Annotated in this window: 18 protein-coding genes and 1 riboswitch; of the genes, 8 read left to right on the forward strand and 10 right to left on the reverse strand. The window is 41.4% G+C overall.

The genetic code is table 11. The features are described from left to right. Window position 1 precedes the first annotated feature (1 nt). The 5 genes from dksA to AC25JC_RS02210 form a co-directional block, all read right to left on the reverse strand. Entirely contained in the window at window positions 2-529 is a 528-nt protein-coding gene (gene dksA / locus AC25JC_RS02190; RefSeq protein ID WP_078189438.1) for an RNA polymerase-binding protein DksA, read from the reverse strand. A gap of 209 nt (window positions 530-738) precedes the next feature. Then, window positions 739-1,542 (reverse strand): 3',5'-cyclic-AMP phosphodiesterase, encoded by an 804-nt coding sequence (gene cpdA / locus AC25JC_RS02195; RefSeq protein WP_078192576.1) that lies wholly within the window; start codon window positions 1,540-1,542, stop codon window positions 739-741. A gap of 10 nt (window positions 1,543-1,552) precedes the next feature. Next, entirely contained in the window at window positions 1,553-2,173 is a 621-nt protein-coding gene (locus AC25JC_RS02200; RefSeq protein ID WP_180156699.1) for an NUDIX domain-containing protein, read from the reverse strand. A gap of 76 nt (window positions 2,174-2,249) precedes the next feature. Continuing rightward, the gene (gene thiC / locus AC25JC_RS02205; RefSeq protein ID WP_486923380.1) at window positions 2,250-4,145 is read right to left on the reverse strand and encodes a phosphomethylpyrimidine synthase ThiC; all 1,896 of its coding nucleotides are present in this window, start codon (window positions 4,143-4,145) and stop codon (window positions 2,250-2,252) included. A 116-nt stretch (window positions 4,146-4,261) separates the two neighbouring features. Continuing rightward, window positions 4,262-4,388, reverse strand: a riboswitch (TPP riboswitch). A gap of 102 nt (window positions 4,389-4,490) precedes the next feature. Beyond that, a complete protein-coding gene (locus tag AC25JC_RS02210; protein ID WP_486923449.1) occupies window positions 4,491-5,477 on the reverse strand; it encodes a hypothetical protein in 987 nt (328 codons plus the stop codon). Between the two features lie 314 nt (window positions 5,478-5,791). On the opposite strand from AC25JC_RS02210, the gene abuO reads away from it, so the two are divergent. Beyond that, complete coding sequence (gene abuO / locus AC25JC_RS02215; RefSeq protein ID WP_180116046.1) at window positions 5,792-7,147, forward strand: multidrug efflux outer membrane protein AbuO; 1,356 nt, start codon at window positions 5,792-5,794, stop codon at window positions 7,145-7,147. 83 nt (window positions 7,148-7,230) lie between these two features. Continuing rightward, a complete protein-coding gene (phoU, locus tag AC25JC_RS02220) occupies window positions 7,231-7,947 on the forward strand; it encodes a phosphate signaling complex protein PhoU (RefSeq protein ID WP_078189433.1) in 717 nt (238 codons plus the stop codon). 58 nt (window positions 7,948-8,005) lie between these two features. On the opposite strand, the gene AC25JC_RS02225 is transcribed toward phoU, so the two are convergent. Beyond that, window positions 8,006-9,802 carry an ABC transporter ATP-binding protein gene (locus tag AC25JC_RS02225; protein ID WP_078189432.1) on the reverse strand — a complete coding sequence of 599 codons (1,797 nt, stop codon included), beginning with the start codon at window positions 9,800-9,802 and terminating at the stop codon, window positions 8,006-8,008. 172 nt (window positions 9,803-9,974) lie between these two features. Here AC25JC_RS02225 and AC25JC_RS02230 point away from each other — a divergent pair, with 172 nt between their 5' ends. After that, window positions 9,975-10,601: an alpha-ketoglutarate-dependent dioxygenase AlkB family protein gene (locus AC25JC_RS02230; RefSeq protein WP_249680000.1), complete on the forward strand. Its 627-nt coding sequence runs from the start codon at window positions 9,975-9,977 to the stop codon at window positions 10,599-10,601. 230 nt (window positions 10,602-10,831) lie between these two features. On the opposite strand, the gene AC25JC_RS02235 is transcribed toward AC25JC_RS02230, so the two are convergent. Continuing rightward, window positions 10,832-11,608 carry an IclR family transcriptional regulator gene (locus AC25JC_RS02235; RefSeq protein ID WP_180062785.1) on the reverse strand — a complete coding sequence of 259 codons (777 nt, stop codon included), beginning with the start codon at window positions 11,606-11,608 and terminating at the stop codon, window positions 10,832-10,834. Between the two features lie 464 nt (window positions 11,609-12,072). Here AC25JC_RS02235 and AC25JC_RS02240 point away from each other — a divergent pair, with 464 nt between their 5' ends. The 3 genes from AC25JC_RS02240 to AC25JC_RS02250 are packed head-to-tail and all read left to right on the forward strand — an operon-like array spanning window position 12,073 to window position 15,409. Next, window positions 12,073-14,172, forward strand: a complete 2,100-nt coding sequence (locus tag AC25JC_RS02240) for an FUSC family protein (protein WP_486923381.1) — start codon at window positions 12,073-12,075, stop codon at window positions 14,170-14,172. Further along, on the forward strand, window positions 14,165-14,371 hold the full coding sequence (locus AC25JC_RS02245; RefSeq protein ID WP_078189428.1) for a DUF1656 domain-containing protein: 207 nt from the start codon (window positions 14,165-14,167) through the stop codon (window positions 14,369-14,371). Before AC25JC_RS02240 ends, AC25JC_RS02245 begins: the two co-directional genes overlap by 8 nt. A gap of 33 nt (window positions 14,372-14,404) precedes the next feature. After that, on the forward strand, window positions 14,405-15,409 hold the full coding sequence (locus AC25JC_RS02250; RefSeq protein ID WP_486923382.1) for an HlyD family secretion protein: 1,005 nt from the start codon (window positions 14,405-14,407) through the stop codon (window positions 15,407-15,409). 105 nt (window positions 15,410-15,514) lie between these two features. On the opposite strand, the gene ruvX is transcribed toward AC25JC_RS02250, so the two are convergent. After that, a complete protein-coding gene (gene ruvX / locus AC25JC_RS02255; RefSeq protein ID WP_180049834.1) occupies window positions 15,515-15,958 on the reverse strand; it encodes a Holliday junction resolvase RuvX in 444 nt (147 codons plus the stop codon). After that, entirely contained in the window at window positions 15,951-16,505 is a 555-nt protein-coding gene (locus AC25JC_RS02260) for a YqgE/AlgH family protein (protein WP_180022050.1), read from the reverse strand. Before AC25JC_RS02260 ends, ruvX begins: the two co-directional genes overlap by 8 nt. Before the next feature lie 308 nt (window positions 16,506-16,813). Here AC25JC_RS02260 and AC25JC_RS02265 point away from each other — a divergent pair, with 308 nt between their 5' ends. Further along, window positions 16,814-17,539: a hypothetical protein gene (locus tag AC25JC_RS02265; protein WP_486923383.1), complete on the forward strand. Its 726-nt coding sequence runs from the start codon at window positions 16,814-16,816 to the stop codon at window positions 17,537-17,539. 94 nt (window positions 17,540-17,633) lie between these two features. Here the strand turns inward: AC25JC_RS02265 and recN are convergent, their stop codons facing one another. Beyond that, a complete protein-coding gene (gene recN / locus AC25JC_RS02270; protein WP_180133251.1) occupies window positions 17,634-19,295 on the reverse strand; it encodes a DNA repair protein RecN in 1,662 nt (553 codons plus the stop codon). 599 nt (window positions 19,296-19,894) lie between these two features. Here recN and ppnP point away from each other — a divergent pair. Then, the gene (ppnP, locus tag AC25JC_RS02275) at window positions 19,895-20,218 is read left to right on the forward strand and encodes a pyrimidine/purine nucleoside phosphorylase (RefSeq protein WP_067763086.1); all 324 of its coding nucleotides are present in this window, start codon (window positions 19,895-19,897) and stop codon (window positions 20,216-20,218) included. Window positions 20,219-20,340 lie beyond the last annotated feature (122 nt).

Here is a 20,340-nt window from a genome sequence, read left to right on the forward strand (position 1 = left end):
ATTAACCGTTATTTTGCTTCTCTTTGATCTCTGCAAGTGTTTTGCAGTCGATACATAAAGTCGCTGTTGGACGCGCTTCTAGGCGACGTAAGCCAATTTCGATACCACACGTTTCACAGAAGCCGTAGTCATCATTTTTGATCGCTTCAATTGATTGTTCAATTTTACGGATCAGTTTACGTTCACGGTCACGTGTACGAAGTTCAATCGCAAATTCTTCTTCTTGCGTTGCACGGTCGTTCACATCTGGAAGCGCAGTATTTTCGTCTTGCATGGTATTCAAAGTACGATCTACTTCAGACATTAACTCAGCTTTCCACGCCAATAGGATGTGACGGAAATGCTCAAGTTGCCCTTCAGACATGTATTCTTCATTCTTTTTAGGCTGATAAGGTTCAATACCAAATAAGCTTGCAGTAGAACCACCTTCAGTCGCCTTTGGCTTTGATTTGCGCACGCGTTTGGTAGACTTTTCGTCTACTACATCAGTTTGTTCGTCTAAGACTTGATTTTGGTTGTCATTCGCCATGTAGGGCATTCCTCATCATATGCATATATCTATACGCAAAAAATATGGTGATATGCAAGTTTTTTATCCACCCAACACAGAGTTTCCTTCTGTGGGGGTCGTCATCATATAGACTTTTTCTGCTTATTGATAGTCTTTGATGTTTGGATTCTAACTATCACTTTTCCTTTAGAAGCCATAAAGTAAAGCAAAAAAATCAAATTGAAAAGTTAATAACCTGAAATTTCAACATTAATTTGAGGTTGTTTCAATTTGACCCGAACAACTTCAGTTTTAAATTCACCATTATCATTCAGATAGAGTGCACGATACCCTGGTAAAGCCTCATCTAAGGCAAAATTTTCACTATGTGGTTTGAACTGAACACTGGTCGAAGGCGTCGATAAAAACTGAATATTGCGCCATTGATTAGACGAGTCTTGATGTACGTGTCCGCATAGTACAATTTTGACATTGTCATGGCGTGAAAGCACATCTATGAGATGTTCAGCGTTCTTTAGTTTATGCTGATCTATCCAATGCGATTGCATGGCAAAAGGGTGGTGGTGGCATGCCACAATGATGTGTTGCTGTGGGTGTGCTGTGAGTAACTGATCTAATTGTTCCAACTGCTGTTGTGATACCCAACCATCCACTTTTCCTTTAACCGCACTGTTCAGTAAAATCAGACACCAATTGCCTAATGCGATGCAGTGAGCACGATCTTCCTGTTGATGAAATGGGAAGCAAGACGCTTCGTCATGGTTCCCCGGAATCTGATAAAACGGAAACGGCTGCTGTTGCATATATTCGAGATAACGCGCATAGGTACGCTCTACCGGCACTTGTGCAAGATCGCCAGTATGGACAAGCGTATCGATGTGATGATGGTTCAACTGAATTTGTTGAATCACATCGTGAAAACTCTGCTCTGGATTCATGCGGACAAATTCAAGATCTTCCTGATCCATTAAATGTGTGTCCGAGATCTGGATCAGTGTCCAGTCGTATTGTGGTGTATCCCTTAAAGTCATGTCCTTCCCCTTAGACATTCCTTGTAGTATGTATTTGTTGTTGTAACCATTGCAAGGCCATAATGACAGGTGCGTTTTTTAGCCGACCATTGGTTAATAATTCAGGAATATCAGTATAGTTTAAGATATGCAATTGAATATTCTCTCCTTCATCAGGCATGCCAAAGACTCCTCCATGTTCAGGCAGTTCTGCTTCAGCACTATAAAGGTGGAATAATTCCGCGCAGGCACCCGCAGAGGGATAAAAACTAAATAAATGCTGTAGTGCATCTAATTCACAGCCTGATTCTTCCAAACTTTCACGGCGGATGCAGCTTTCAGCAGATTCATCACCATCGAGCACGCCGGCAATAATCTCTAGTTGCCATGGCGAAGTTTCATCATCAATCGCCCCAATGCGGAATTGTTCAATTAAGGCAAATTTTTGTTGTTGATGACTATAGATCAGCACACCTGCTGCTTCAGGACGATGAATCAATTCACGCTGAATGGTTGGAATCATGCTGTCTTGATGGAATAAGCGGTGTCGAAGCTGAACTTTTTCAACTTGAATAAAGCCTTTATAAAGATGTTCACGCCCTTCAATGCTGTAATCTTTTTTGTTATATGTGGCCTGTTTAATAATATTCATAAGCGCTAATTAGGATGAAATCTTCCATTTCATCCTAACCGAGATTTTGTTGAATACAAAAGATTTTTTTTAAGCTTTACACTTTGTGGTACAACTTTTGACCATGTTCATGATAGGCCGCTTTCATGCTTTGTAAACCCGTTTCAATTTCAGGATTAGATTCTGAAGAAAGCTGCATATCTTGCTGATTTTTTGCATAATCTCTCACATTTTGTGTGATTTTCATCGAGCAAAATTTAGGTCCACACATTGAACAAAAATGGGCCGATTTATGTGCTTCTTTCGGCATAGTTTCATCATGCATGCTACGCGCTGTATCAGGGTCTAAGCTCAGATTAAATTGGTCTTCCCAGCGGAATTCAAAGCGTGCTTTCGATAATGCATTATCACGAGCCTGCGCACCGGGATGACCTTTGGCAAGGTCCGCGGCATGGGCTGCAATTTTGTAGGTGATAATGCCGTCTTTGACGTCTTTTTTATCTGGTAGACCAAGATGCTCTTTCGGGGTCACATAACACAGCATGGCGGTGCCATACCAACCAATCATTGCCGCACCAATGGCAGAGGTAATGTGGTCATAGCCCGGGGCAATATCGGTGGTGAGTGGTCCAAGGGTATAGAAAGGTGCTTCTTTGCAAACCGCGAGTTGCAGATCCATATTTTCTTTGATCATGTGCATTGGTACATGGCCTGGGCCTTCAATCATGACTTGTACATCATGCTCCCATGCCCGGTGAGTCAATTCACCTAAGGTGCGTAATTCACTAAATTGAGCTTCATCGTTAGCATCTTGAATACACCCTGGACGTAAACCATCACCTAAACTGAATGACACATCATAGGCTTTCATGATTTCGCAGATTTCATCAAAATGCGTATACAGGAAGTTTTCTTCATGATGCGCTAAGCACCACTGCGCCATGATGGATCCGCCACGTGACACAATCCCTGTTAAACGGTTGGCGGTGAGTGGAACATAACGAAGCAACACGCCTGCGTGAATCGTAAAGTAATCGACACCTTGCTCGGCTTGTTCAATCAGTGTGTCTTTGAAAATTTCCCAGGTTAAGTCCTCTGCGACACCATCAACTTTTTCTAAAGCTTGGTAAATTGGCACGGTGCCAATCGGTACAGGGGAGTTGCGAATAATCCATTCGCGGGTTTCATGGATATTTTTACCTGTCGATAAATCCATGATGGTGTCAGCGCCCCAACGAGTTGCCCAAGTCATTTTTGCCACTTCTTCATCGATGCTTGAACCAAGTGCTGAGTTACCAATGTTGGCATTGATTTTCACCAAAAAGTTACGACCAATAATCATCGGTTCACATTCAGGGTGGTTAATGTTGGCAGGGATAATGGCACGACCTTCAGCCACTTCTTGACGTACAAATTCTGGGGTGATTTCAGTTAAATTGCGTGCGCCAAAATTTTGACCGGCATGTTGGCGCATATCAACACCTTCACGCTGGCGCTGATTTTCACGAATCGCAATGTATTCCATTTCAGGGGTGATGATGCCTTGTTTGGCATAGTGCATTTGAGACACATTGTGTCCACGACGAGCGCGACGGGGTTTTGAAATATGTGCAAAACGAATCTCTGCAGTACGAATATCTCGAAGACGCTCTTGTCCAAATTTTGAAGTTAAGGTATCGAGTATTTCCGTATCATTTCGAGACTCAATCCAAGATTCACGGACATTAGGTAGACCTTGATTCAGGTCAATTTGAATATTGGGGTCGGTATAAGCACCAGAGGTGTCATAGACCATAATCGGTAGATTTTTTTCTCCACCCAGACCTGTAGGCGTATCTGTAAGACTGATTTCACGCATTGGTACGCGAATATCTGGACGTGAGCCTTGGATATAGACTTTTTTTGACGCGGGGAGAATACGGGTGAGATCTTTAGCATCTTGTTCATGCTGAGCAGCGCGATCTGAAGCGGTGAGATTCGTTAATTGGTTCATTGCAATGATCCTTATGAATGACATCAACGAATCAAGCACGACCAAAAACGTGGCAGTTTATCTGATGGATTCACCTGAAAATAAAGGCGTAAAACCAAGAGATAAGAAGGGCTTAAGTTTTTAGATGGCTTGATTCCTACGCAGGTATTAACCTGATCAGGTTCAACGGTACTCATCCTTAAATTTAGCGAACTAAATTTAGATGATCTCAGCAGGAAATTACCTGCGCTCCGTCAAGCTTTGTGCGGATATTAGCATGAAGGCTGTTTTAAAACAGTGTTATTTTTCATCGATTTTGCAGTGCAGAATTTTGGCTAGGCCCATGTGCAATTGAACTTGCATTGGCTAAGTAGAGGACTGATTTACACAGATGGCGTCACTAAAACAGTCTTTCTTATAATGTGGATCAGGATTGCGGACACCAATGAAATTTAACAGCTGCGCTTCTGATCGCTGATTAGATGCAGCAGTATTTTGATCTAATAATTTTAAAAATAAACGCGCCTGATCTGCCAATTTGGAGTTTTTTAGTTGAGCCAAGCGTTCAATTTCTTCTAAAGAACTGGCTTGAATACTGAGGCGGTCTGAAAAATCATTAGAAACGGGACTATGCGCTGAACCAATAAACAGCAACTGGCTGTATTGGTACAGCAATTGTTGTGCATCTTTTTTGTAGGGGCTATCTGGATATTGTTTCAGATAGTCTTCCCAAAAAATGGCACGTGTCGCAATCTCTTGTGGCTCAATGGCTAAACTTTTTTGTAGCAAGGCGGGTTGTGCATTTTGTTCAGCCAGTTTTTCAATAAAGACTTGCTCAGATTCTTCCATATAAGGCGCAAAAATTTTGGCTAAATATTCAGGACTACGGCGATAGCGTAACTGTCCTTCACCTGCATCGAACAATTCCACATAGGCTTGGCCTTTATGTTTCAGTAAGTATTGATCTCGGGCAGTGAGCTGCTCATAATGATTTTGTTGAATGGTGGGATGCTGAGCCATATCAAAGGCAAATTGTTCGAACGCCATTTGCTGTTGAGCTGTACGTTCAACATGTAAAAAGTTGCGATACATTTGATTGGACAAACGCAGTAATTTTTTTTGTTCGTCCGCTTTTAATAGCGGTAAGCAGACTTTGAGATCTTGGTTGATTTGTTCTAAAGCGAAAGTTGTTCGTTGATCGTCTATTTCCAGCATGTTTTTTTCAAGTTTTTTGCACAGCAAAGACAAATCGACTGCTTCTTTTTGAACAGTCTTATTGTTGGGAAACTCTGGTGCAGGTTGAGGTTCAGGCTGTTGTTGGCATCCATTCAACATACTGAAACATAAAAACATTGCACTAAACTTTGCAGGCAGCTGAAAAAATTTTGACACAGGAACTCGATGCGCTATAGAAGTGGTATTGTCCGATGGAATGTCGACTATTTTATAGATGAAACACGTGCAATATGTGTACTATTGTACAGTTCTTTGTTATAGCGTTGTGAGTAGTGTCCGAAAACGACTGAAATTATCCGGTTTTGTCGCATTTGATATAAAAAATTAATAAAAATCATACGGAAATTTGCAAGGATATGATTAGTATCTGCTTAGTTTTAGGCTTGAATATTCAATCTCGGGCATTTGAATATTAGGAATTTACAAAAAAAATGAACAAAAAAGTTGTGGTGGGTCTTTGTTTGCTTTTCACGAGTCAATGGGCGTGTGCGCTAGATCTTGTGCAAGCTTATGAACGTGCAAAACAAGAAGACCCCAATTGGCAAGCCAATAAACTACAATATGAAGCAGATAAATTGAATTTGGGGATTGCCAATGGGAACTTACTCCCGACGGTAACAATCTCCGGAAATGTGACTCGAAAAAATCAAAATTCCAACCAAAGCGGCGCTCAAGCCGGGCTGATCATGCCAGACAGCACCACAACAAGACAAATTGCGCTCACTGCTCGTCAGCCCATTTTTCGTTGGGATGCATGGGAAGGGCTTAAGCAAGTCAAGACCTCGATTAATTTAAGTGAAATCAATCTGCGGATTCAAAAACAAGATCATATTTTAAATGTCTCTGAAGCTTATTTTAATGTCCTACGCCAACAGGCATTAACGGTTGCCAACCTACAAGAAGAACAGGCGCTATCGGAACAGCTGCGCATGATGAATGCTAAATTAAAAGAAGGTTTGGTGGCAAAAAGTGATGTCAGCGAAGCCAATGCTCAATATCAAAATGCACGGGCAAACCGTATGGCGACTAATGTTCAATTGGTTTTGGCGCAGGAACAATTACAACAGTTGATTGGGCCATATCGAGAAAATTTGGCGGTGTTACGTGAAGATTTTCAGTTTGAAAAACCGATTCCAAACAATGTACAAGCGTGGGAAGAACTGGCTCAGGAGCAGAACCTAGGCATTTTACAAGCGCGTATGCAACAACGTTATGCGGAAGATGGCAAACGCGTCGAAAAAGCTGCCTTATATCCTCAGATTGAAGCGGTAGGGACCTATGGGTATAACAAGCAAAGTCCACAATCCATCATGTCGCAAGATGGTCAATTTGATCAGGTGGGGATTGAAATGAACTGGAATGTGTTTAATGGTGGACGGACACAGAAATCCATTAAGCAAGCGGCGATCAATGTTGAAAAAAGCCAAGCACAGGTGGATGCAGCGATTCGAAAAGCACAAACCGATGTAAAAAAATCATATATGCAAGTCGAAACGGATCAAAGTAAATTACAGGCACGTAAAGCCGCGATGGATTCTTCCGCGCAAGTGTCTTTGGCCTCACAAGCCCAGTACCAAGAAGGTCTGAAAACTATGGTTGATGTGCTACTGGCACAGCGTAATGCCTTTTCAGCCCGTCAAGATTATCTGAATTCTAAGTACGATTATTTAATACATGTACTGCAACTCAAAGCCTCCGTTGGGAAATTAACGGAAGCTGATTTAGTGGAAATGAATGCATGGTTGGTCGATCAGAAAAATCAGCCATCGATCCTACTAAAGAAATAGGCCATGGTCATAAAAGTTTCACAATCAATATGCTTTAATATGGCACTAAAATCTGCCGATTCACGTTGTAGTGGAGACTCGCTTTGCCTAATAATCCTGTTTTAAACCATCATATTTCTTCGCAATTCAATGAAGAATTGCAGGATGTGCATACCAAATTTATGACCATGGGTGGTTTGGTGGAGCAGCAGGTTGCAAATGCCATTCATGCCTTATTGGATACGGATGCAACGATGGCGATCGATGTTCAATTTCAAGACAATACGGTGAACCGTATGGAAACTGAAATTGATGAAGCGCTTACCCTAATTTTGGCGCGCCGTCATCCTGCTGCGATTGATCTACGCATGGTGATTGCGATGTCGAAAGCCAACACCGATTTAGAACGGATTGGTGATGAAGCGGCAAAAATTGCCCGTATTGCACAAAGCTTGTGTGAAGAGGGTGGTTCACCGCGTGGTTATATGGAAACACGGCATATTGGCAACCAAGTCCGGGTGATGATTCATGATGCGCTCGATGCCTTTGCACGTTTGGATGTAGATCAGGCTTTACGTGTCCTTTTGGCCGATGCTGATATTGACCGCGAGTACCAATCGGCAACCCGTACCCTCATGACGTATATGATAGAAGATCCACGGCACATTACTCGGGTCATGAATGTACTTTGGGTGCTGCGTTCACTTGAACGTATTGGTGACCATGCTCGAAATATCTCTGAACAAGTGATTTATATGGTGAAAGGTCTAGATGTCCGTCACACCAGTGTTGAAGAAATTGAGCAAAAAGTTCAGCGTTAATTGAATAAAACAAATATGAACGAAGCCCATCAAACGATGGGCTTTTTTCGGTCTAAAATTAACTATGTGTTTCTTCGTCTTCCTCAAAAGTCCGGGCAATTTTGTCAATATTTAAACTTTTCGCCATCGCATCGAAGATTTGCTTATAAGCACCTTCTTGATGGTACAAATCATGATGCTCCCCGTGTTCTACGATTTGTCCGTCTTTCATCACATAGGTGTAATCGGCATCGATAATTTGCGACAAACTATGTGAAATCATGATGACGGTACGCCCTTGTTTAATTTGATCCAGACTATTTTTAATTTGTTCAGCAGCGATCGCATCTAAACTTGCAGTCGGTTCGTCCAAGAAAATAATCGGCGGATTTTTCAGGAACATACGTGCCAAGGCAATACGCTGTTGCTGTCCACCTGAGAGCAGCAAGGCATCGGCTTCATAGGCATGCGGCAGTTTTAAGATCTGATCATGGATCGAGGCTTTCCGTGCTGCATCGAAGACTTCTTGCTCTGTAGCTGTACTTTTTCCATAGCGAATATTTTCAAAAATTGAACCTGGGAAAATATGATTTTTTTGCAATACCAAACCAATATTTTCACGTAAATACTGTGTATCAATCTGTTCTAAATCGATGCCATCGAGTTTGATATTGCCCGCTTGAGGATGATAAAACTTATCCAGTAAGCTAATTAATGTCGATTTACCAGCCCCAGATAAACCAACCAAGGCGGTGATTTTGTTCGGTTGGATGGTCATGTTGATGCGGTGCAATGCCTGAAAGCCATTGGGATAGCTAAAGTCGACATTGCTCAATTCAAATTGACCTTGAATCGGAGGCTGGGCAGTGCCACTGGTTTCAATTTCATGATCCGCTTCTAAGATGTTAAAGAAGCTTTCTGAATAAATCATCGCAGAGTTAATTTCATCATAGATACGATGTAGCGAGCGAATCGGGGCAGAGACATTATTAAATAACAACACGTGATACATAATCATCCCGATACTCATTTGCCCATCCAAAACAAAATAGGCTGTCAGAATGATGATCAGTACCACACCGACCTGTTCAATAAAGGTTTTGAGTCCGTCAAAGATATAACTGGTTTGCCGTGTCTGCATCTGGTTTTCAGTCAGCGACTTTTGCAGATTTAATTGTTTTTTCGATTCGACGGCTTCTTTGTTAAAAGATTTAATGACCGTTATCGAGTTGATAATACTCAGAATACCCTGATTTTTCTTTTCAAAATTATCGCGTAGGGCACGGCGTTTGCCTGCCAGTTTTTGTGATTGTTTGAAAGTTAGCCAAAAATAAATCGGCACAATAATTGTGGCCACCACGCCAACCCAAACATTGGCATAATACATTAAGCCCAGTGCAATAATAGCACTGGTAAATAACGGTAAAATATCAATAAAAAAGATTTGAACCAGTCGTGTGAGCGAGCTAACCCCCCGATCAATTCGAGTTTGGAGTTTGCCTGCTTGGTTGTCTTGTTGATCGAAGAATGCCAATCGATAGGTGATAAATTTTTCAATAATGCCTTGGGACAAATCCTGAGAAATTAAAATACGTAACTTTTCACCAAACGATTTTTGTCCAAATTGCACGATGGCATTGATGACTTCTTTTCCCAATAAGACTACGGTGATGGTGATTAATATATGCCAACCATTGGCTAGACCGAGGCCTTGTTGTAAAAGCTGATTGATGCTGTCTACGGCATATTTGAGTGTCAGGGCATTCACCTGTGCCGTGAGTGAGCCAATTAAGGTCAAGATCAGCGTCACGACCACCAGCCAGCGGTATGGCTGTACAAATGGACGTAATTTTTGGAAAAGCTGCCACAGGTTCATAAGCAATTATTTTTATTGTGAATATGAGCTTTAGTCTAAGACTGAAAATTCTATGCGACAAGTAATGACAATGTTTTGATTTGTGACGAGAGTTTTTCGGCTAAGATATTTTTTAAATGTGCTCACGACATCAGCATTACGCTGCTGTGCCAAACAGTGTTGAGTTGAACCGATGAATTTTGAATTATTTACGCCTGAACCGCATGCAAATCTGTTGCCCTATGATGGTGAAGTTGAAGATTATGGATTGATCTTCAATGCTGAAGACAGTGAAAAATATTTACACTATTTCCTCACGCAGTTGGCTTGGCAGCATGATGAAGTCATTTTGCATGGACAGTATTTTCAAACGGAACGAAAAGTGGTTTGGTATGGAGATGCTCATTATGAGTATCACTATTCAGGCATGCAAAAGCAGGCATTGATCTGGAATCCAGCTTTACTGCGCTTAAAGAAATATATTGAGCAACGGGTGGGTCAGACGTTTAATTCCTGTTTGGCCAATTTATACGAAAATGGTACGCAAGCGGTGGGGTGGCATAGTGATGATGAGCCATCTTTGCTTTCACCCACACAGCAGGTGGTGATCGCATCTTTGAGTTTTGGTGCAAGCCGAAAGTTTTGCTTTAAACATAAAAGCACTCAAGAGAAAGTACAGCTTTTACTGCAAAGTGGACAGTTGATTGTGATGCGTGGGAAAACCCAACGGTATTGGAAACATGCCCTAATGAAGTCGATGAAAGTGACCGAGCCGAGGGTGAATTTAACCTTTCGTTATTTCTATGATCAACAGCCGTAAAAAAAGCCCATATCTAGATGAGCTTTTTTCTTTCTCTGAGGAAGAGTATAGCGACAATCAACTGAAATCATGGAACACATGGTTGAGATGACTGCTAAAGAACAATAATCATATTATGATAATTTATCCAATATTTATAATTAATAAATTCAATTAATAATATGGGTTTATCAGATTAATTAAATATCATCTTTACAACATCGCATCAGTTGTGCGCAATCTGATCAGATTTAAATGGCGTCCGATTCTTCCATCATACTACTGTATTTTTTCTCAATACGCGCTGTACAGTCTTGCATCATTTCTACGACTTTTTGAAAATTCATAAATTCAAAACGATTTTTAGACGCCAATAGGGTCAAAGCAAGCGGGGGTTCTTTACTGGAAAATTTAATCGGAATCGATAGGCTCGACATATTCGGGTCAACTTCACCATTGGAAAAATAATAACCCTGCTTTTTAATCTTTTTCATTTGCAGCATAAATTCTTCTTCATTATGCGCAAAACCAACTTGAGATAACTCGTCAGCAAAACGGTGGTAATAATCTAAAATCCGTTGCTTGGGTAACTGGGACAAAATCACTTTAGATGATGAGCCTTTATACATCGGACGCGGGCTACCTCGACCATAAGCCAAGGCAGTATAGTCTTTGTAAAGTTCATGATGCACATCAATACAAGAGTCGATATTCAGATGCGTCAATAAGCAACAAGACTCTGTGCGTTCCACAATTTCTTTCATGAAGGGAATGCTAATTTGCACCAATGGATCGGTGGTGCGAGAAATAAAATCAAGCACAGCAATTTTTGAACCCAGTGTGTAATCGCCAGAAGTCCCACTGAGGCGCTGCAATAATTCAGCAGAAACCAGTTCTTTTAAATAGCGATAGCTCGTTGGTTTAGATAAGCCTAATTCTTCACTAATAATGTCGACATTGATGATGGGACGAGCAACTGAAAATAAGTCGAGTACGGTGAGAATTTTACCAAAACTGGAAAGCGCCATAAGAACCTGCTTGGTCACAATAAAAAATGAATCGTTAAGTTACTTTATAACAAATTGCTCGGCCTGATGTTGCGATTTTCTACACTGGAAATGAAACAAATCTGAAATATCACAGGGTTTCTTGGGTCATCCTGATAAAAGCATAGTAAAAACCTGAAATACTCATTTAAAATATAGTTGAATTATCAAAATAAGATATTTTTATTGACTTCGGTTTGTTTTTTTAGCAAAATTGCTATGAAAATATCCTATATTGAATAAATATTGCCCATCTGTTCGATGCGCAGGCAATGTTGCACATTACTTTTTGTATTCAAATGGTTTGAAATACGATTTGAATCGCTTCTTTACTTATTGAAATTTCTAGTCATTCCTGTGCCGTGATACAGGTTGTGCTGTCGAATGTTTAAGCATTCGATACGAGGTCGTTTTCACTAAAAAGAAGCAAACCACCGAGATCCATCATGCTGCTGACGAAACAAATACTCGCTTTTCGGCCCAATAAAATGGACTGGATTTTTGCGACCAAAACGTTCATCGCGGGCATGTTGGCATTGTATGTGGCCTTTGTACTGAATTTGGCTTATCCGATTTGGGCGATTGGCACCGTTTTCGTGATCGCGAATCCATATTCAGGGATGACGTCTTCAAAAAGTTTGTATCGTGTATTAGGGACGTTCTTAGGGGCGGCCGTGTCGGTGGTGGCACTGCCACATCTCATTCACATGCCTGTACTGTTTACGGTGTTTTTAGCGGTTTGGGTTGGGTTTTGCCTGTATTTGTCACTGCTAGACCGTACGCCTCGTAGTTATGTTTCCATGTTGGCGGGTTATACCACGGTCATTATCTGTTTTAACGTGGTGTATTTTATTGATACCGCTTCGATCTTCGATATGGCCTTGGGGCGTTTTCTGGAAATTACGGTGGGTGTGGTCTGTAGTGCCATCGTGACCACGACATTATTTCCAATGCATATTGGCCCTGCCGTCGAAACACGGGTGAGCAAAACCTTTGCCGATACCAAAGAAATTTTTGATCAGATTTTATTAGAGCCTGCCGAGCTAAAAAATTATTCTAAAAATCTCGGCAATATTGCACGAGATATCGCCGATATACATGTCATGGCGGTGCATTTGTCTTATGAAAAATCCACCTTAAAAGGCATGACACGTCCGTTGCAGGAAATCTTGCATCAGTTGAGTTTGTTGGTCAGCAACTTGGTGGCCATGTCTGAACGGATGAAACAATTAGACGGTTTAGACACACATTATCGGACGGCACTCAAGCAAGCCCATGAACATATTGCCGCGTTTTTATTAGATCAACATCAGATTGAGGAAAGTGAACTCAATCAATTGCCTGAACAGTTTGAGCAAGATTTTCAACACATTCAGGCACAGGCATTGCCATCACAACAGGTGATTTTAGGTAGTCTAAAAATGGATATTCAGCATTTTATTCAGAATATTCGTGCGATTCGCTTGCTTTGGCAGCGGGTACAGCAAGGCGACTCCACTTTACCTGCCACACTGACCGCCTTGGGCAATAGTCATTATCCGACTTTGCATCGAGATGCGGGGGTTGCCATTCGTGGCGGAGTGTCTGCGTGTTTGATTATCTTAATTTCCACGGGGTTTTGGATTGTCAGTGGTTGGAAAGCTGGATTTATGATGGCCGAAATGGCTGCGATCAGTGCTTGTATTTTAACTGCGATGGATAACCCCGTTCCTGCATTGAAAATGTTTATTCGCGCCAATATGTATGCGGCGTTCATGGTGTTTATCTACGCCTATGGCATTTTCCCGCATGTGACCGCTTTTTGGCAGTTGATCGTGGTGTTAGCACCATTTGTGATGTTCTGTTTGATGCTGTTTTTACATCCGCCTTTGATTGGGATCAGCTTGCCGCTTTTGATGGGCACCATCATGGGACTGAATTTTCAAAACCGCTTTAGCCTCGATCAGGTGTTTTTCTTTGATGCATCGATTGGGACGGTTTTGGGACCCATTATTTCAGTGTTTATTATTCATTTAGTGCGTGCAATGTCACCAGATATGACGGCCCAACGCATACTTTCACAGCACTATAAGGCACTGCGTCAGGCTTTATATCTGCCGTATGGCTTACCGTTTCGGGTGCATTTACGCAGTATGTTGGACCGAATCGGCATCCTAAACAGCAAAATGGTGCAATCAGGGAACTTGAAACAACAGATCGAGTGGGCTTTGGTGGAAGCCAGTGCGGTGATTGATTTGACCCGCTTGCAAGAACTCATGAATAAACTCGATCCGAATGAAGCACTGGTCAGCGAACTCGAAGAGTTACAACAGGATTTAGATGACTATTTTCGGGCCATGGAACAAGGGCAAAAAAATGGGTTTATGAGCTTGAAACAGCAAATTGTAGAGCGAATTCAACGATTGAATCAGGCCGTTCAGGGTGTTGAAAACGACGATGTTATGCATCGAATTCAGTATTCACTGAACAATATTCAAAGCAGTTTGTGTCATGTCCTAACACAGCAGATTCCAAATCATTTACAGGTCGAGGCACAACATGGGTGAGCTAAATGTATATGGCGTCTATGTGCCCATTCTATTGATTCAAGCGGTATTGGCCTATCTGTTATTGCGGGTCATCATGCGTTTGCTTGACCGATGGATGGCGCCAGATTGGGTGCCGATGCCCAATATTTTTTATTTGGGTGTATTTGTGATGTTGCTTTGGCTGGTGCATGAAATCTTTATTTTTTGCCAGTTCTAAGCCCCTAAAAAATGAAATGATTGAGGTAATCGTATGACCAATTTGAATGTCCGAAAATATGTTCGGCCTGTATTGTTGATAATCGTGCTATGTGGTGCATTACTTGCGCTAAAACATATTTGGGACTATTACAATTCGGAACCTTGGACGCGTGATGGGCGGGTACGTGGTGACGTGATTCAAGTGTCATCGGATGTTTCAGGTTTGGTCACAGACGTTTTAGTTCAAGACAACCAACAAGTGAAAAAAGGCCAAGTGTTATTTCGTATAGATGCGGCACGTCAAGCGTTGGATGTTGAGCAAGCCAAATCTGACTTGGCGAAAGCCAAAGCAGGATTAGCAGGGGCTGAAGCACAGCTTGCTGAAGCCAAAGCGAATTTAGTGAAGTCGCAAGCCAATATTAATCTTGCAGATAAAAATGCAAATCGTTATGCAAGTTTGATGGACGGTGCGATTTCAAAACAAGAACAAGATCAAATGTTTGCAGTACGTGATCAATCACATGCAGAGCATGAGCAAACTCAGGCAGCGATTGAACAAGCCAAAGCCAGTGTGGTGCAGCAAAAAGCCCTAATTGAAGCGGCCAATAGCAGTTTACATTTGGCAGAATTGAATTTAAAACGTTCGGAAGTGGTTGCACCGACTGATGGAACATTGTCTAACTTTGAACTCAAAGCAGGGAATTACGTCAAAGTAGGCCAAGCCGTAGCGGCCTTAATTGACCGTCAACAATTGTATGTTGTGGGATATTTTGAAGAAACCAAACTAGATAAAATCTATGTTGGCGCACCTGCAACAATCCAACTGATGGGAAGTTCTGAAGTTTATAAAGGCCATGTACAAGGCGTTGCAACAGGGATTGAAGACCGTGAACGTACCTCGACTGATGGCTTACTGGCCAATGTCAATCCAACCTTTAGTTGGGTCCGTTTAGCACAGCGTGTACCAGTGAAAATTGTACTGGATGAAGTGCCGCATGATCAGTTGGCTTTTGTCGCGGGTCGAACCACCACGATTCATATTGTGGATAAAAACTAAGTTATCCCCAATCATTTCATTTGCGCAGCATTGAGTGATCAATCTTGCGCATAAAAAAGCATCCTCTTTTGGATGCTTTTTTATTTGCCTGTTTGTTGAAAGCGCTTAAGGTTTTAGCCCGACTGGATTTCGATACCAACTTTCAATAAACAATGCTGCAGCAAGGCTGTCGGCAGAAAGATTCTTCGCACGGCCTTGGGATTGATAGTGATCTAATTCATCACGCGCTTCACGTGTCGTTAATCGTTCATCGACCATCAAAGTTTCAATATTGGTTTGGTGGCGAAGGCGTCGTGCAAATTTACGCGCACGTGTGGAGAGTTCAGATTCGCTATCATCCATATTGAGCGGTAGACCCACGATGAACAAATCCGGCTGATACTGTTTCACAATCTTGAGTAGATTATCCCAATTGGGAATGCCATCTTTCATGGGAAAGAGTGGCAGGGGATTTGCACTTTCAATCAGGGCTTGTCCCACAGCCATTCCTGTTTTTTGTGTGCCAAAGTCAAAGGCCATAATCATTTGATATTGTGGTAAATCAGGCATGTCCAATCTCAGATGATAACCACGTGCGGTCTACGCCCATTTTTTTATAGGCAGCATCCCAGCGGTCGTCATAAGGTAAGTTAAATATTAAATCCATGTCTGAGTCACAAATGAGCCAATCACCCCGAGCAATTTCTTCTTCTAATTGGCTTTTACCCCAACTGGCATAGCCTAGAGCCACCTGATAACGACCCACACCTTCATTGTGTGCAATCGCATCTAAAATATCTTTAGACGTGGTAATGCAGACATTTTCACCTACAGCAATAGACGAATGCCATGTCGGTTGACCGGTATGAAGAACAAAACCTGCCTCTGGGCGCAAAGGACCACCTTGCAACACTTCATGAGGATGCACATTATCTGCCTCAATTTCCAAATCATTCAATAGTTCTTTGATCTGCAAGCCAGAAGGACGATTAATAATGATGCCTTGAGCGCCATCTTCATCATGTCGCGCTAAATAAATCACCGTATTGGCAAAGAATTCATCGTTCATTTCGGGTGGAGCAATCAGGCAGCGGTGTGTGAGGTATTGTTTAGTCACCTAATGGCTTCTCCTTATTGGGGTAAGTTTCATTCTTGGGGTGAATTGCATTCGAATAACGTTGTATTTATCAACATACTAGACTCACAAGTTTTCAACAATGAGTTTTTCTGCAAATTCAATATTTGTCATACACGACCGGTGAGGGGCATGATAAATATCTTCATCGTGCAGGCAGGTCTACAATACGGTGAATTGTAAAGCGATGACAGGTGATTTGAACAACAGCAGTACAAAAGCGAGGAGAAGATACACGTGATTGATGATAAGGATTGCTTAAAATAGCAGGATAAACTGAGGGTAAAACAATGACACATTATTCAAAAATAATAGGGGTGGCACTCTGTGTAAGCCTACCTATTTCGGGCTTTGCAGGAATTGCTGACTTACAAAAACATGAATCTCAAGTAATTAAAAAATATAAAAACTTAAATTTTTATGAGGTCAATGGTGATATAGAAAGTGCAGTTGTAGACATTATTTCAGCTGATCAGAGCAGTTTTAATTATGATTTTCCTCTGTTGACCGAGCAAGGCTATGTACGTATCCAATATTCGCCTGACAAAAAACTGAAGTTTTATACATTTGATGTTTCGGGTGGCGGCACTATGGGGGAGTGGGATAGCTATGTGCAATATGCAACGGGAAAAACGCAACATTTAGATCAATTTGACTCAGGCTATATCAATCAAATTTTGCCGGTCAACATCCAAAATAAAACCGTATATTTGGTGAAGAGTTATTATAAAGGTGATAATTGCAGTGGACTACATCATCTAAGAGCTGTTGAAGTTGGACCAAAACAGTTACTTAAATATTATGTATTTCAAACTAAGCAAAAGAAACTAGATCAAATCTCGGTAGATTATGACTGCCATTATGAAACCGATCGTCGTAGCGGTAATGAATATCTCAAAATCAGTCCGAAACACGTGGATGTTATGTTACTCAATCAACAACATCAGCCGCAGTATAAATATTTACGCTATAGCTTGGGCTCAAAAGGCTTTGTCTATCAAGGCATTATTAAATAGAAGTCGTAATTAAATAGAAGTTGTATCACAAGTGATAAAAAAAGCCTTAGTCAAAGTGAACTAAGGCTTTTTTATTTAAGACATTTACGGTGATTTAGCTGTGCTGAAACTTTAATTGTCGTAATTGTTTTGCGTGTTGTAAGGTCGTTTGACTAATCTCCACACCACCAGTCATTCGAGCCAGCTCTTGAATCCGATCATCTTCTTCTAATTCGATAATGGTACTACTTGCAGGATCCGTTTGACGTTTTTTCACCAACAAGTGCTGATCGGATTGTGCTGCAACTTGCGCTTGATGCGTGATACATAGAATTTGAACATGCTGCGCCAAATCAGCCAACAAACGCCCCACAATTTCTGCCGTTCCGCCACTGATCCCGACATCAATTTCATCAAAGACTAACACTTCGGATTCGGTTTTTTCAGCATTCATCACTTGCATGACTAAGGCGATACGTGACAATTCACCCCCCGATGCCACGCGTGCTAGAGGCTGAGCAGGAATCCCTTTGTTTGCGGTGAACAGCAGTTGAATAAAGCTCAAACCTTCACTTGAAGCTTGTTCTAGAGGCTCAAATTTAAATTCAAAATGAGCCTCTGGGAGCGCGAGCTGTTTCACTTGTTCAGTCAACTGCTTCGCCAATGGGGTAGACGCTTCACGACGAATATCATCCAAATGCTGTGCTTTAGTTAAAAAGTCTTGATGAGACACTTCCACTTGTTCAGCTAAGGTTTCAGGATCCTCAAGCTGATGCAGTTGCTCTAACTCAAGTTGCCACGCTTCGTATTCTTGTTTTAAATCTTCAGGCTGAGTACGATATTTACGCGCTAAGCGATGAAAAACTTCCAGTTTGGTATTTAATTCGTCCATACGTTCAGGATCGAAACTTTGACGATCAATAAACTGACGTAAATTTGCGGTGGCATCTTCAATTTCACTTTGAGCGTTCAGTAGCGACGTATAAATTTCAGAAAGTTGTTCACTACGTCCTGCATGCGATTCAATTCGACGAATGATCGCGCCCATTTCTTGATTGATATTTTGCTCGGCGTCATCGAGGGCATTTAGACCATAGCTACAATCCTGCATGATATGTTCATGATGACTGAGACGGTCAAATTCTTGCTCGATTTCTTTGTAGTCCGTTTGCACAAGGTCTTCAAGTTCTTCCAATTGAAGTTCAAGCGTTTCTATCCGTTGCTTACGTGTGGCTTGGGCGTCGAGTGCTGCTTGGTGCTGTCGAATGTCCTTTTGCCACTTGCTATAGGCATCACGAACGGCTTGAGCCGGCTGATAAAAATTGTAATAGCGATCTAGCCAATGTTTTGGATAGGGCGGTTCTAAGAGTTGTTGTTGGCTGTGTTGGCTATAGAGTTGTACCAATAAGCGGCCAATTTCTTTTAACTCAGATAAGCTGCTCGGACGTCCATTAATCCATGCTTTGCTGCGACCTGTTGCAAAAATCACGCGACGTAAATGAATTTCTCCAGACTCATCATCCAGCTCATGTTCTTTGAGCCACAGTGCTTCAGGACTGTACTCTTGGTAGCTAAAGGTCGCTGTCACATCGGCTTTGTCTGATCCATAGCGCACATAGTTGGTGTCTGTTCGTTCACCTAAGCAAGCTGATAGTGCGTCTAGCAGCAAAGATTTACCAGCACCTGTTTCACCCGTCAGGACGTTAAAGCCTTGTTCAATGTCGATGGCTAAATGGTCGGCTAATGCAAAATTGATCAGAGTTAAATGTGTCAGCATAAACGCATCCGAGCTGCGAAAAGTTCTAGTTAAAGATAATTAAGTTTTGTTTTGGTCACAAGATAAGTTTTATTTTAAGATGACGAAAAACCTCATAATTCTATCCTAAATTTCAGTTTAATAAGAAATTAGTTTCGTATCTGCCGTAAGCACGCAGTGTAGTGATGCAAAGAGTAAATGATCTTGCATAACGTGAGCTTAAACCATCCAACATTTTGCTAAGTTCTCACAAAACACGTTTGTGTATGTATTCTTGTATCTAATCTAAAGTGTTATTGCCTTAAAACGTCATGATTTGGTCTCTTAAATCCGTCCATATAATTCATTATCCATGTATATCTGTGAAATGATTTTGCAGCGTTTCTATAGACCCTAACTAGGACTTTAGTGGATGAAATAAAAAAAGTATTTTGTACAAAAGTACAGTTTGTTTTAGATTCTTAATGTCAAGATAGTGGGATGGTATTGGGACATATCCACTTCTCAGATTTTTGTAATTATCTATCTCAAAGTTTTCAACACTGATTGATTAGTTTTTGCAGCACAATTAAACTACTTCGATCAAAATATTATAAATATGCTTTATCTGGAGAAAACGCATGTCAGCACAGTTTGATCATGTATCAGTCATCAAAAAATCAAATGTTTATTTTGGCGGTCTATGTATCAGCCACACTGTGCAATTTGAAGATGGAACCAAGAAAACACTGGGTGTGTTGCTTCCAACTGAACAAGCGCTGACTTTTGAAACTCATGTACCTGAACGTATGGAAATTATTTCAGGTGAATGTCGTGTTCAAATTGCTGATAGCGAAGAAAGCGAACTATTCCGTGCGGGTCAATCGTTCTACGTGCCAGGTAATAGCCGATTTAAAATTGAAACAGATGAAGTCTTGGATTATGTGTGCCACTTAGAAGGCTAATAATTCAATCCATTTAGGCACAGTTTTTTAACTTCAAATCGGTTAAACTATGTGTCATAGCATAAATCCTGTAAAGCTTGCTTTGCAGGATTTTTCTTTTTGATAACCTAAGCTGTGCGCTG

Source organism: Acinetobacter sp. P37 (assembly GCF_057480965.1).